General features: G+C 29.8%; 10 protein-coding genes. All 10 read left to right on the forward strand.

What is annotated here, in order from left to right:
• Positions 1 to 186: 186 nt before the first annotated feature.
• The 10 genes from SCHRY_RS01335 (at position 187) to SCHRY_RS01380 (ending at position 15,384) form a co-directional block, all read left to right on the forward strand.
• Entirely contained in the window at positions 187 to 1,917 is a 1,731-nt protein-coding gene (locus tag SCHRY_RS01335) for a hypothetical protein (RefSeq protein ID WP_016338674.1), read from the forward strand.
• A gap of 12 nt (positions 1,918 to 1,929) precedes the next feature.
• Positions 1,930 to 2,682, forward strand: a complete 753-nt coding sequence (locus SCHRY_RS01340) for an ABC transporter ATP-binding protein (protein ID WP_016338675.1) — start codon at positions 1,930 to 1,932, stop codon at positions 2,680 to 2,682.
• A gap of 162 nt (positions 2,683 to 2,844) precedes the next feature.
• Positions 2,845 to 5,811, forward strand: a complete 2,967-nt coding sequence (locus SCHRY_RS01345; protein ID WP_016338676.1) for a chromosome segregation protein SMC — start codon at positions 2,845 to 2,847, stop codon at positions 5,809 to 5,811.
• Between the two features lie 109 nt (positions 5,812 to 5,920).
• Entirely contained in the window at positions 5,921 to 7,228 is a 1,308-nt protein-coding gene (ptsS, locus tag SCHRY_RS01350) for a phosphate ABC transporter substrate-binding protein (RefSeq protein ID WP_016338677.1), read from the forward strand.
• Between the two features lie 21 nt (positions 7,229 to 7,249).
• A complete protein-coding gene (pstA, locus tag SCHRY_RS01355; protein ID WP_016338678.1) occupies positions 7,250 to 9,346 on the forward strand; it encodes a phosphate ABC transporter permease PstA in 2,097 nt (698 codons plus the stop codon).
• Entirely contained in the window at positions 9,346 to 10,155 is an 810-nt protein-coding gene (pstB, locus tag SCHRY_RS01360; RefSeq protein ID WP_016338679.1) for a phosphate ABC transporter ATP-binding protein PstB, read from the forward strand. Before pstA ends, pstB begins: the two co-directional genes overlap by 1 nt.
• Before the next feature lie 25 nt (positions 10,156 to 10,180).
• Positions 10,181 to 10,840 carry a phosphate signaling complex protein PhoU gene (gene phoU, locus SCHRY_RS01365; protein WP_016338680.1) on the forward strand — a complete coding sequence of 220 codons (660 nt, stop codon included), beginning with the start codon at positions 10,181 to 10,183 and terminating at the stop codon, positions 10,838 to 10,840.
• 108 nt (positions 10,841 to 10,948) lie between these two features.
• Positions 10,949 to 12,625: a phospho-sugar mutase gene (locus SCHRY_RS01370; RefSeq protein ID WP_016338681.1), complete on the forward strand. Its 1,677-nt coding sequence runs from the start codon at positions 10,949 to 10,951 to the stop codon at positions 12,623 to 12,625.
• 38 nt (positions 12,626 to 12,663) lie between these two features.
• Entirely contained in the window at positions 12,664 to 14,412 is a 1,749-nt protein-coding gene (locus SCHRY_RS01375; RefSeq protein ID WP_016338682.1) for a 2-oxo acid dehydrogenase subunit E2, read from the forward strand.
• 24 nt (positions 14,413 to 14,436) lie between these two features.
• A complete protein-coding gene (locus SCHRY_RS01380) occupies positions 14,437 to 15,384 on the forward strand; it encodes a 3'-5' exoribonuclease YhaM family protein (protein ID WP_016338683.1) in 948 nt (315 codons plus the stop codon).
• Positions 15,385 to 15,435 lie beyond the last annotated feature (51 nt).

A 15,435-nucleotide genomic window follows, 5' to 3' on the forward strand; every position in this document is an offset into this window, starting at 1 on the left:
TAATCTAAATAAAAACCGATATAATAAATTCATAGCATAACCTAGAAAATACAAATTAAAAATTTAATAAGGAGATAATTATGAACAAGTTAATTATAATTTTATCAACTGTATCAAACATAATATAAACTTTTACAAAAATAGTTAGTTCAAAGCATATGCTGATTAAAAAGGAGAAATATTGAAGTGAAAGTTTATAATTATTTTATTAAAAAAACTTTTAGGGATAAAAATAATATTATATTAGGAGCTTTATTTGCTGTTATGTTTATTGCAGTACAAGGATTTGTTTTAATATATGGGGTAAAATATAAAATGAGTATGGAGTTTATTCAAGTCTTATCAATTACTGCCCCAATTATTTTAATTTTATTTTCTGCATCATTTATCGTGTATTATTTTTACAAAGAAATAATTGTATATTATAAAAATGGATCATGGAATCTGGAGTTACGAATGGGTCAATCATATTGACAAATTTATTTACGAAAAATTTTAATTTCACTAATTTGGTTGTGAGTATATTTACTAGGATTATTTCTGATTAATATTTTCTTTATTGTTGGAATTAATAAGGATGTTAATCTATTAGTAATTAAATTAACCCAAAATTACTTACTGACATTTATTGTGCAAGTGTTTTTAATAGCATTAACACTATTGATTTTTTCATTTCGTAAACCTGTTTTAGCAATTATCTTATCAACTTTTATTGCTTTGATTTTTTCATGTATGGAAATTGCCACTAATCCATATGTTTTCTTGGATGGAACAATGACTGAAGTAATGGCAGATATTAATGAATTAAATATTCGTAATGAATATGCGCAAAAAGCTTTAAAACTAAAAAACAATAATAAAATTTTTAAAGATTTAAGTAATAACCCGGGTGATATTTTAAACAAATATGATATTATTTATAATCCTCAGTCTCAAGGTTTAGATAAAGATGAAAAAGCGTTATTTGATAATTATTGAAATGGAGATGTTTCAATTAATTTACCAATTTTCTTTTCTGGAGCAACAGTAAAAGCAAATGCACCACAAACAGTTTATGACTGAATGTTTGATTTAAATGAAATTTTAAAAACTGAAGTTTATCAAGCTGATAAAGTTGATAATAAATGAGCAAAAGATGAATGAATAACTTATTATCGTATTGGTCATATGGGCTTTGATAATTTAACAACTTACAAAATGCCAAAATATAATCTTTGATATACTTATAAAATAATGAATAAAAATATTGATAAATTAGTCCAAAAAGGGTATTCAAAGACTGAAATAAAAGAGATTAAAGCTGTTATTAAATTTGCCTATGATTTTGCTAATAAATATGATTATGCTAGAATACAGATACAAAAAATTAATGAATGGGGTAATTCATATCCACCAATGTTAGTTAATAAAGAGTCAGGTTTTTCTCTTTCACCAAACTATAGTATGGATATATATGAACAATTGTTAACTTCCCCGGGAGAAAATGAAATATATTCAACGCTAATTCGCCTAGTTATTAATTCAAAAATGTTTATCAATAAACCAAATGTTAGCAGAACTAACGAAATTGTGAAAAGAATTCGGTTGCAAAGTTATTTAAATCCGTTAGCTGGTTTATGAGCAATAAATAACTTTAGTTATCAATTTAATGAAAAAAACTGTATGGATTATTCAGTGTTAGGATCAAATATGGCTAATTTTATTAATAATTATCATACAGTAACATTTAATACTCCAATTGAAGCAAATAATATCCGTAGTTTTGCATATGATATGAATGATTATGAAAATAATGTTGTAGTTTCAGCCAATCATAAAATAGTTTATCCAACAATTATTTGTTTAAGTTGGTTACTAGCCAGTGGTTTAATTGGTTATTGAGGATACTACCAATTTCGCAAAAGTATTATTTTTTAAGGAGAAAACAGTATGGAACAATTTGTAGTTAAAAATTTAACAAAACAATTTAATAAAACCAGTGGAATTGATAAAATAAATTTTTCCTTTAATCTAACTGATATTATTGGCTTTGTTGGTGCTAACGGGGCCGGAAAAACAACAACGATTAAAGCAATTTTTAATGAATTAAAAACAACCGCTGGGGAAGTAACTGTTAATGGAAAACCTTTCAAAATCTACAATAAAGATAATAAGATTGGTTTTTTACCTGATTCAACTAATTTACCCCAAGATATTAAAGTAAAAGAGTATTTAGAATTAGTTGGGATTTTATCAAAAATTAATCCTAAGGAATTAAAAGAACGAATTACGCTGTTACTTGATATGTTTGATTTAACTGACTCAAAAAACAAACTAATCCGGGAATTATCAGCTGGAATGCAAAAACGTGCAGCAATTGCTGGGGTAATGATTTTTAAACCGAAATTTATTTTCATGGATGAACCAACAGCTAATTTAGATGTTGAGGCACGGATTGAAATTTTAAATATTATTAAATCTTTAAATCAAAAAGGAATTGGTTTTTTCATAACAACTCATATTATTGATGAACTAGAAAAAATCATCAATAAATTAATTATTATTGAAGCGGGGACAATTGTTTATGAAGCTGATTTTAACCATAAAAAAGATAATATTATGGAAATCTATCAAAAATATGCGGGTGGATGAAAAGAACGCAAAAACTTAGGAACAAAATTAGACAGCTTTTTTGCTGAATAATTTTATAACAATTTTATTAGTCGAAAAAAACAGTAAAAACAATCAAAGTTGTTCTTACTGTTTTTTTAACATATTAAAGGTTTTTTCTTGCAAAACAAAGCGTTTTATAGAATAATTAAAGTGAGAAAATTTATTATTTGAGGGATAAAAGGGGACCAACAGGTGTTATTTTTAAAGAGATTAGAAGCAGTAGGATTTAAATCATTTGCTGATCCGTTAACGATTAATTTTGACCATGAAATGATTGGAATTGTTGGTCCTAATGGGAGTGGAAAATCAAATATTACTGACGCCATTCGTTGATGTTTAGGAGAACAATCAATTAAGTCTTTACGGGGAGATAATAGTGAAGATGTTATTTTTAATGGTTCAGATGCTAAGTCAGCATTAAATATGGCCGAAGTCAAATTGACTTTTGATAATACGCGCCGAATTTTTAACCTTGATTATGATGAAATTGAAATTGTTCGGCGTGTTTTTCGTGGTTCAGGAGAAAATGAATATTTTATTAATAATCAACGGGTTCGTTTAAAAGATGTTCAAGAATTTGCCCTTGATACTGGCTTAACTAAATCATCATTAGCAATTATTTCGCAAGGAAATATTAATGCTTTTGCCGAAGCTAAACCATTAGAACGCCGGGCATTATTTGAAGAAGCAGCCGGAGTGGCAAAATATAAAAAACGGAAATTAGAATCGTTAAAAAAATTAGACCGTGCTAATGAAAACCTTGATCGTTTAAAAGATATTATTAATGAAATTGAACGAAAATTACCCACTTTAAAACGCCAAAGTAGTAAAGCGTTACGTTATAAAGAAAAAAAAGATAAGTTAAATGAAATTGAGTTATCGATTTTAGTGAAAGATATTACCTTTTTTAATGAAAAATTATTAGAATTACGTGAACAACAAAAAGTTATTACATCAGAAAAACATGAAGCAGAACGTGATTTAAAAAACAAAGAAAATGAATATAATGAGCTAACAAAAGTTAATTATGGGTTAGATAGTAAAATTAACTCATTATCAAAAGACTTCCAAGGATTAGTAACAGAAATTGGGAATTTAAAAGTTCAAAAAATTGAACTAGATAATAAGAAAAATTCTTTAAAAATGGCTAATAATGATATTACGATTGTTGAAATGTTAGCAAAATACAATGACTTAAAAGTTATTGTCCAAATGGAAACTGAGAAGTTAGCAGCGTTAAAAACTCAACAAGTAGAAGACCATGATCGTCAACGCAGCTTAGTTAAAACGCAAGGTAGTTTAAATGAACAATTAGGAGCTTTAAACCGTTCAATTATTCGTCTTGAAACGGATTTAGACCAAGCACAACGTAATATTGATAACCAAGATAATTTACACCCCGGGGTTAAAAACATTATTAAAAATAAAAATGTTTTACCAGGGATTATTGGCTTAGTCCAAGAAATTATTAGTTTTGATGATAAATATGAATATGCAATAGCAGTCTCATTAAGCGGGCGTTTACAAGATATTATTGTTAAAAATGTTGATAGTGCTAAAAAAGCGATTTCATACTTAAAACAAAATAATGCTGGTCATGCAACTTTTATTCCGTTAGACCGGATTCAACCGCGTTATATTAGTGATAATGAACAATTCATTATCAAATCTGTTCCTGGTTTTTTAGGATTAGGACATAATTTAGTAGCAACAAAAAAAGATTACCGTCAGGCAATCGATTATTTATTGAGTCGCTATATTATTTGTGATAATTTTGATAGTGCGCAAGAAGTTGGCCAATTATTAAAATTTAAATATAATATTGTAACCTTAGATGGGGAAATTATTCGTCCGCAAGGAGCAATTACTGGGGGGTCAAGAAATGTTAAACAAATAATTGCTAACTTTGAAAAAGAATTAACAATAATTCGTGAACAATTAGCGAAAAAAGTGGCGGAACAAGAAGCAATTAATAAACAGCTAAATGGTTTAAAAACACAGTTAGATGAAATTAATGAAAAAATTGCGGAAAACCAAGCATCAATTGGGGCAAGTAAACGCCAAATCGAAATTGTCGAACAAGATAAATTAAAAATTAAAAATGAGTACCAATTATTAACTGCAAAAAATATTGATGAATCCGAATTTGAAAGTGGTTCAGAAAGTATTAACATTATTGATTTGATTAATCAAAAAGAAATTATTAAAGTCAATATTGAACAACAGTTAAATGTTGCTCGTAGTTTAAAAGAAAAACAAACAGTAACATTAAATGATTTAAATAACTATATTTCTGAACGACGTTATTATATTTCAGCATTACAAGAACAAGTTGGTAAAATTAGCACCGATATTTCAATGTTAAATGTTAAAACCCAACAAGATCTAATGCGTTTAACTGAAGAATATCATATGACCTATGAACATGCAACAACGTTATCATTAGCAGCAATTGATAATGAAGAAGCTGTCCGGGAAGAAATTAAACAATTACGAAGTGATTTAGCCGATATTGGGAATGTTAACTTAGAAGCAATTGCAGAATATCAAGAGGAAGATAGCCGTTATAATTTTATGTTGGGAGAATATGAAGATTTAAATAAATCTGTTAAAAATCTCTTACATTCAATTTCTGAAATGGATACTTTAATGCAAGAACAATTTGATCAAACAATTAAAGCTGTTAATAAAAATTTGTCGCATACTTTTGAAGTATTATTCGGTGGGGGTACAGCAAAAATTATTTATACTGAACCAGACAATATTTTAGAAACGGGAGTTGATATTAAAGTTTCACCACCAGGGAAAAATATTGCTAATTTAAATTTACTATCCGGGGGAGAAAAATCATTAGTTGCATTATCAGTTTTATTTGCAATTTTAAAGGCGCGCCCAATCCCGTTAGTAATTTTAGATGAAGCAGAAGCCCCATTAGATCCAGCTAATGTTGAACGTTTCGCTAAATATATTAAAACATTTATTGATACAACCCAATTCTTAATTGTAACCCACCGGGTAGGAACAATGGCAAATTGTGATATCTTGTATGGGGCAACAATGCAGAAAAAAGGGGTTACAAAAATTGTAAGTATTAAATTACAACAAGCGGAAGAATTAATTAAAAATATTGAAAATGAAGGAGAAAATCAGACAAATTAATTTGGAATTAAAAAACGATTTTATCGCTTTCCATCCTTTTTTTGATATAATTAACAAGTAGTTTAGTGAAATTTTTAATTACTTGAAGTATAGGAGGTTAATAAATTTCATGGAAAAAGCAAACCCTGCTAGCCCAAAAAAAGTTAATAAGTTTAAAACATTTTTTACAAATGTTTTTAGTGCAATTGCTAGTCACCGAATGATGACAATTATTACTTTTGTGTTAATTTTAGTTATTTCAATCATAATTTGAACAATTGCGTCTGCTAGTAGTGTAATTGTTGGGGGAGGAAGTACCTCTGTTTCGGCAATTATGGCTGATATTACTGAACAATATCGCCGTGATAGTGGAAGTGATGTCTTATATAATTCTTTAGGGAGTGCCGCTGCTTTAGTTGGGGTTAAAAATGGTAGTTATGAATTTGGTTTATTATCCGAAGATGTTCATTCAACACCAATTGATGGAGATAATGGGAGAAATGCCCAAAATTTATGAAATAATAATGGTATTAATCGTTTTGTTTTTGCCCGTGATTATATTGTCTTATTCTATAATTTACCAAATGGTTGTTCATTAAATGATAATAATAAACCATTAACTTTTTCAGAGTTTGGTCTTAACGAAAACGGTAATCCTGAACCAGGAACAAAAGCAATGCAAGAAATTTATAGTCAAAATGCAACTTGAAAAAGTGTTTTTGGTAGTCAATTAACTTGTAAAAATGATGCGCCATTTTATAAAATTACCAGAGAAGCTGGAAGTGGGACTCGCAGTTTCTTTGAATCATCAGTAATTTATAAAAAAGATTATTCACAAAATGAAGTTGCTGCTTCAAATGGAGCGATGTTCCAATCAGTATCACGCACACCAGGGTCATTTGGCTATATTTCTTTTTCTTTCATTGAGCAAGTTGCAGCTAAATTAGGGAAAAATCGTATTGCCGCTGTTAAAGATCAGACAATATCACCCGATCCGCAAGTACCATTCATTGAAACACCAGAAGGAGAATTTACTTTTAATGCCATGTATTCTTTAAATCGCCCTTTTACTGGGATTGTTAATACTAATAGTTCCCAACTGGTTCCAACCTTAAAATTTTTAGCTTGAATGTTGGATCCAATTCCCTATGCTAAAACAGTCAAAGATAGTGGGTTTTATGATCCAACATATGAATTAGACCCTCATGATGCCGCTTATTGATATATTTTAGAAGGAGAAGAACCGTTAACACCCAAAGATCATTATTTTCAGAAATATAATAATAATACCGCATTTGCACTTAGTGGACAGACCACACTGACCGAACCCTTCCCATGAAACTTCAATCAAAATTATTTAAGTATTTGAGATTTAATTCGTCAGAAAATCCCTAATAATAACTACCAAGATTTAGAAGACTATGAATATAAAGGTTAAGAAATAAAGGAGCACTTCGCAATGGCAAAGACAACAACCCCAATCTCGATTCAAAAATTAACAGTTAAAGAAAAGTGAGAAAATTATTGGAAACGAGTTAAAAACAATTTCCGTAACCGCAAACAATTAATTGATTTTTTATCAAAAGTTTTAATTTATAGTTTTGCCGTTATTACAGTCTTAATTTTATTAACCCTAGTTGGTTTTATTATTTATAAATCAATTTATTTCTTCCAAAATTACCCTGGTGGTTTTTGAGGGTTTTTATCAGGACGAACTTGAAATGCTAATAATAATCAATTTGGGATTTGATGGATTATTATTTCAACTTTCTTTGTTTTATTAATTTCCTTGTTATTTGCTGTGCCATTAACAATCTTTTCATCCTTATATATTACCGAATATTTAAGCCCGCGCATAAAAGCAAAAGTAATTGGGATTGTTCGGTTGCTAGCTGGAATTCCTTCCGTTGTTTTTGGACTATTTGCCTTAACAATTTTAGGACCTTTATTTATGTTAATGGGAGCTCCATCAACATCAAACTTATTGGTTACATCAATTACTCTAGCTTTTATGGGGTTACCAATTATGATTTCTTTATCTGTTAATGCGATTGAAAATGTTCCGGAAGCTTATCGCTTTGGTTCATTAGCATTAGGATTAAGTAAAACTCATACGACTTATCGTATTGTTTTAAAATCAGCTTCATTTCGAATAGTGACAGCAATTATGTTAGGAGTTGCTCGTATCATTGGAGAAACAATGGCTGTTATGATGATTGCGGGAAATGCTCCCGATGGTTTAAAAATTGATAATGGTTTCTTAAACTTTATTTTTTCTTCAATTACAACCTTAGCTTCAACAATTGGGTTAGAAATGCTAGAAAACTCAGGACCAATGCATGAATCAGCGTTATATGCAATTGGATTAATTCTATTTATTTTTGTTTGTATTATTAATATTATTGTTATTAGTTCCCAAGCAATTAAAAGTCGTAAGAAAAATTTACATAGTATTAAAAAAGGAAAAAAATTAACTTTAAGTACTTCTTATAATGCTAAAAAAATGAATCGTCTTTTTTATAATAAAATTGAACAAACCCGCACAATTAAAAAAGTTCGCGATGGGATTGGTTTCTTTTTCCTAATTTCATCAACAATTATTGTAATTTCCTTTACCTTATTAATCCTTGTCACGATTATTTGAAAAGGGTTATTTGGTATGGTTTGACATGATTTAATTTCAACTTCAACATATAGTGAAGGGGCTGGAATTTTATCTGCTTTTCTAGTAACATTATTATTAGTAATATGTGCAATGATTTTTGCCATTCCCTTAAGCATGATTGTCGCAATTTATTTAAGTGAATATGCCGCCCCAAGTAGTCGTTTAGCACGTATTGTTCGCTATGCAATTGATGTTTTATCATCAACGCCAAGTATTATCTACGGAACCTTTGGTTTAGCCTTTTTTATTGGGGTTTGTAAATTACCAATCTCGATTTTATCGGCGGGATTAACCTTAACAATTGTTATTTTACCAATTATGATTCGTAGTATTGAAGAATCATTACAAGGAGTTTCCCCAGGTTTACGTAGTGCTTCGTTAGCTTTAGGGGCAACAAAAACATCAACAACAATTAAAGTTGTTTTACCAAATGCGATGCCTGGGATTGTAACCGCTATTATTTTAGCGATTGGACGGGTAATTGGGGAATCAGCGCCAGTTTATTTAACATTAGGAACAGCGGTCCGTTTACCAATTGCTGGATTCTTATCACCAGGTGCTAGTTTAACAACGCAAATCTTAATGTTATCAAAAGAAGGATCAACTGCTGATGCAATGCGAATTATGTATGAATTAGCCTTTACAATTATGGTCCTAATTCTGCTAGCAAATACCTCAGCCGCAACTTTGGGTAAAAAAATGGCTCCTGACTATGTCAGAGTTGGCTTTAAACAAAAGTGAACAAATCGTTTTGCCGCTCTTAAATACTTTTTTTCAAAAGAGTTTTATCAAGATAAAAAAGTTCAAATTGAGAAAAAATGACAACATTGATTCCGTAAACAACGCGCTCGTAAACAAGCACGAATAGAAAAAGAACAAGGAGATAAATAATGGACGCAAGAAGTTTTTTAAAAAGACCATCTTTTGATTCATCGGATAATAATCCTAATTTAATTGAAGTTAAAAATGTTAACTTTTTCTATAAGGGAAATAAGCAAGCATTATATAATATTTCAATGAATATTAAGGAAAATACCGTTACCGCTTTTATTGGACCATCTGGATGTGGTAAATCAACTTTATTAAGATTATTTAACCGGATGAATGATATGGAACCAAAAACAGTTTTTGAAGGGGAAATTTTGATTAATGGGAAAAATATCTATGATGCTGATACAGATATTGTTAAATTACGAACAGATATTGGCATGGTATTTCAAAAACCAGCCCCTTTTCCAATGTCAATTTACGATAATGTTGCTTATGGTCCACGTAATCAAGGGGTTAAAGATAAAAAATTATTAAATAGCTTAGTTGTTGATAGTTTAAAAAAAGCAGCACTATGAGATGAAGTGAAAGATAATTTAAAAGATTCCGCCTTTGCTTTATCTGGGGGTCAGCAACAAAGATTATGCATTGCTCGGGCAATTGCGATGAAACCAAAGATTTTATTAATGGATGAACCAACTAGTGCCTTAGATCCAATTTCAACTTCCAAAATTGAAGAATTAATTCAAGAGTTAAAAAAAGATTTTACAATTATCATTGTTACCCATCATATGCAACAAGCAGCGCGGGTAGCTGATTACACCGCTTTTTTCCTAAAAGGGGAATTAATTGAATATAATAAAACAAAAATTATTTTTTCCCATCCAGCCAATAAAAAAACGGAAAAATATATTACTGGTCGCTTTGAGTAACAAAAAGAATAAGGAGGAATAGCAAATGAGTGTTAGAGTAGAAAATGACTTATTACAAATTAAACAAATTGTAATTGATATGATAAAAATTACTACCCATCAATATGAAGATATGCTATTGAGTATTCAAAAAAATGATTTTGAATTAGCTCAAGCGGTAATTAAAATGGATGAAACAATTAACCGGATGGAAGAAGCTTTTATTGATGTGTCATTATGGAAAATTGCCAAGCAACAAATGGTAGCCAGTGATTTACGCCGTGCTGTTGGTTTTATTTCAATTGTCCGGGAAGTGGAACGAATTGCTGATTATGCCAAAAATGTTTGTCGTTATTTCATTAAATATATGCCATCAAATAAATTAGTTCACTACTTAGAAGAATTAGTGGCAAAAGTAATTGAAATGCTTTCCGAAGTTTCAAAAATTTTTGAGGAAGAAAAAATTGAATTAGCTTATAATATGCCAAAGTATGATGTTGAATTAGATCGTATCTTTAAAAAAGAAAATAATGAATTAATTGAAAAAATTCGTGATGTTAAAACAAAAGAAGAAATTAAAGTTATTACATCAACAATGCAACAATTAAAATATATTGAACGAGCTGGTTTACATATTATTAGTATTACTGAACTATTAATTTTCATTATTGAAGGAAGAACATACGATTTAGAAACACCAATTTAAAATAATATGGCAAGCATATTATTTTTTATTTTTTAGAAAGTCATTATTTTGACTAGAATATTACTAATAAAACATAGTATACTTAAGTTAAGAAAGAGGGAAACAATAATGTCTTATATTGATAATTTAAATTTATGAAAAAATGCTAAAAATTTAGAACCACAACTGGCGGCGCAATTCAAAGCAATGTCAGAACAAGAATTACTGGAAGCCTTTAGTAGTGATTTAGAATTTGGAACTGCTGGGTTACGAGGTTTAATTGGTCCTGGAACAGGGAAAATGAACTTATATACAATTCGTCGCGCAACCTTGGCATTTTTACAATTTTTACAAACAAAATATTCACTGACTGATTTAAAAGAAAAAGGAGTTGTAATTGGTCATGATAACCGTCATTTTTCTGAGCAATTTGCCCAAGAAGTGGCTGATATTTTTGCTTCAAATGGGATAAAAGCAATTTTATTTCATAACAATGACTTACGCCCAACACCAATGGTTTCATATACAATTCGCAAAATTGGGGCAACTGCTGGAGTAATTATTACGGCGAGTCATAATTCTCGTGAATATAATGGTTATAAAATTTATGACCATAATGGAAGCCAATTTTTACCAGTTGATACTGATATAATTGGGGAAAATTATTTGAAAATTAAAGGAGAAGTTTTTACTTTAAGTCTTAATCCGAGAGCCGAACTGTTAACATTTGTCCCCCAAACAGTTGAAGAAAATTACGTTGAGGATGTTAAAGCAATGCAATTTTACCCAGATCAAAAACGCAATATTAAAATTGTTTTTTCAAATCTGCATGGAACAAGTAAAGACTGAACACCACGGATTTTAAGAGAATGTGGTTATGATGTTATTATAGTAGAGGAACAGTTTAATAATGATCCCGATTTTACTTATGCTCCAAATCCAAATCCAGAACTAGCGGAGTGTTTTGATTTACCAATTAAATATGCCCAACAACACGATGCTGATATTATAATTTTAAATGACCCTGATGCTGATCGGTTAGGAATTGGAATTCGCCAAGCCGATAATTCATATTATTTGATGACGGGAAATGAAACAGCACCAGTATTATTAGAATATTTATTCTCACACTATCAAAAAAATAATAGGTTACCAAAAAATGGGGTTATGTATAATACTTTTGTAACTGGAAATTTATCAGATAAAGTGGCAGAAAGTTATGGGATTGAAGTTGTTAAAACTTTAACTGGTTTTAAATGGATTGGTGATCAAATGGCGAAAGCACCAAGCCAAAATAGAACATTTTTATTTGGTTTTGAAGAGGCATATGGTTATGTTTTAAAAGATATTGTTCGTGATAAAGATGGGATTCAAGCATCATTAGTTATTGCTGAAGCATGCTGATATTATCATAACTTAGGAAAATCATTTTTAGATGTTTTAAATGAACAATACGAAAAATTTGGTTACTACTATTGTAATACAGTTAATTTAGTACGAACTGGTGTCGAAGGTCCTCAAATTATTAAAGGGATGTTAAAAACACTACGTGAAAAAACACTACCAGCTTTACATGGAATTACGTGTGTTAAAAAAGAAGATTATTTAACGGGATTATATAATATGCCTGGACAAGATTTATTAAAATTTTATTTTGCTGATGGTAGCTGATTTGCTGTTCGTGCGAGTGGGACTGAACCAAAAATTAAATTCTATTTTGTTTGTGTTGATAAAAGTACACAACAAGCAAAAACAAAGATGGAGTTAATGTACCAAGAATTAGCAGAAAAATATTTAAACAATTAATTTTATGATAAGATAATTAAAGAAAAAGGGGATTTACAATGGGAAAAATTTTTTTTGAGGCCGATGATAATCGTAAAGGAATCATTGATAATGTTTTTGTAAAAGAAGGACAACCAGTCCAAACAGGTGATAAATTAGTTAATGTTGTTACACAAAGCCGGGTTTATGAAATTAAAGCGCCAGGTCCAGGAGTTGTAACTAATTTAAGTATTTATGAAAATAAAGTAATTAATACAGGGGATATTTTACTTGAATTAAATAGTCAATCTAAACATTATAATCATCATGATCAAAAAAACATTTATAACAAATCAAATTTTACTAATGTTCGTTTTGACAATAATCAAAATAAAAAAACGGAAACAGAAATTTTCCGCGAAGAGTTAATTGAAACATTATTAGCCCGTAAAGTAGCGGGGGAAAATTCTGATTCAATTGAATTAACAGAAGAAATTCTTGAGCCAGTATTAACTGAACAACCAACAGTACCACTTTCACAGCAAACTGGTTCAGTACAATCAGAGGTAAATAATAATACATACTCTTTTGGTGATGAAATTGCAACAACATCAGTATTATTAACAGATGAAGTGAATAATACTTCCCAACCAGCTGCTGATGAAAAAGATTTTATTTCAAACATGAATAGTTTACGAAAAAACTTGCAAGAAGTTGAAACAGCAACTAACACGGTTGATATTCAAGAAGAAATTATTAACAATTTAATTTCTGATGTTGATGTTGACCAATTATCAGGTCATTCAAACTTTAAACCGCAACAACCATTTCAAGATGAATTGTCAAAAACATTTGTTCATCGAATGTATACGGATATTCAAAATGATTTAAATCATGAAAGTAATATTGAACCAGGTAAAGTTGAAATTGAACCAACAACAACTGAAATTATTTATTTTAATGAAGAATTAATGGAGCAAGAATTGGATGATAATAATATTGTTTCAACGCCAACCAAAGAAGATCCATCAGCATTAGCCCCAGAACAACCTAGTTTTGACCAATCAGAAATTATTGCTGATTTAACAAATAATGTTGAAGAGCCTCGTGATATTAGTCAGGAAAACAATGATAATATCAGTAGTGAAGCAACATTAAGTGCTCATGCTTATCGGCGTGTTGAACGATTGTTAAAAAATCATAATAAAACAGCCCAAACTTTTTTAGATATTGAAGTTGATGTTAGTGAGTTAGTTAGTTTATTAACAATTATGCGTGAGGCTTATTTACAACAAAATATTGAGTTAACATTGTTACCATTTTTTGTCAAAGCTGTCCACAGTGGTTTAAAAAAATTCCCGCTTTTAAATGCTAGTTTTAACTTAGCAACACAAAGTGTTCTTTTTAAATGAATTTACAATATTGCTGTTAGTTTAGACAATGATACAACAATTACAACACCAGTTTTATTTGACTTAAAAGATGACACAATTAAAGAGATTGCAACAAAATGTAATGCTTTAGCGGCAAAAGAATATGATGATAATAGTGAAGCCTTTGATTACGAAAATTCTACTTTCTCAATTTTTAATTTTGGTGATTTCGGAGTAACACGAGGAACTTTAACAATTCCTGAACATCATTCGGCGGCAATTGGGATGGGGATTATTTTCAAAAAACCAGTTGTTGTTGAAAAAAATGATATTGCCATCCGTGATATTATGGTAATCACTTTAGCTTATAATGAAATGATTATTGATATTACCGAAGCAAGTAAGTTTGCCCATTATGTTGCATACTTATTATCAAATCCAGGATTATTGTTGTAAGTAATTATAGAAAGAAGGTGCTGTATGCAAATTAAGGATTTAACAAAAGAAGGCTCAAACTTGCAATTAACAGTTTTAGCCGAAAAAGTTGCCCAAGGGGTGGCAACAAATGGGACAACATATTTATCAATTACCCTAAAAGATAAAACCGGAACAATTGAAGCACGATTATGAGATGCCAAACCCCTTGATTTAGAAACATGAGTTAAAGGGAACTTTTATGAAGTTAATGTAAACATTATTGAATATCGTCGTATTTTACAAGCAAAAATTAATAGTTATAATATTGTTGATCCTAGCGAAATTAATTTTGATGATTTTTTAGAAACAGCACCAATTAATGCCGAAGAAATGTACCAAGAAATTATTAATTTTGTTAATAATTTACAAGAACCAGTTTATAAAAAAATTATGGAGTTAGTCTTATTGCAATATGGCGAAGATTTTAAAGTTTGGCCAGCCGCAATTCGTAATCATCATGAAATTAAATCAGGGTTATTATGACATAGTTTGACAATGCTAAAAATGGCGGAAAGTTTACGGATAATTTATTCAGATCGCTTAATTGATTTTGAACTTTTAGGGTGTGGCATTATCTTACATGATTTAGGAAAAGTAATTGAAATTAGTGTTGGGACAGTTAGTGATTTTTCTTTAGCAGGAAAATTATTAGGTCATATTTCAATTATGGGTAATGAAATTCATCGCATTGCGAAAGAAAATGACATTGTTGATGACAAAGTCTTATTACTAGAACATTTAGTTTTAGCAAGCCATGGAAAATTAGAATTTGGTTCACCAGTTGAACCCCATTTATTAGAAGCAGAAATATTGTCATTTTTAGATAATTTAGATGCCCGAATTTATCGTATTGACCGTGAGTTAGAAAAAATTAATGTTAATGACCAAACCCCACGCTTATTACCAATCGAAAACCGTTGATTTATTAAGCACTTTGATAAAAATAAATAATTGATTATTGTTAGCCTTTCTCAAGGCTTTTTTATTTTGGAAGATAATGTG

Origin of the sequence: Spiroplasma chrysopicola DF-1, assembly GCF_000400935.1 — a bacterium.
Classification (GTDB): domain Bacteria; phylum Bacillota_I; class Bacilli_A; order Mycoplasmatales; family Mycoplasmataceae; genus Spiroplasma; species Spiroplasma chrysopicola.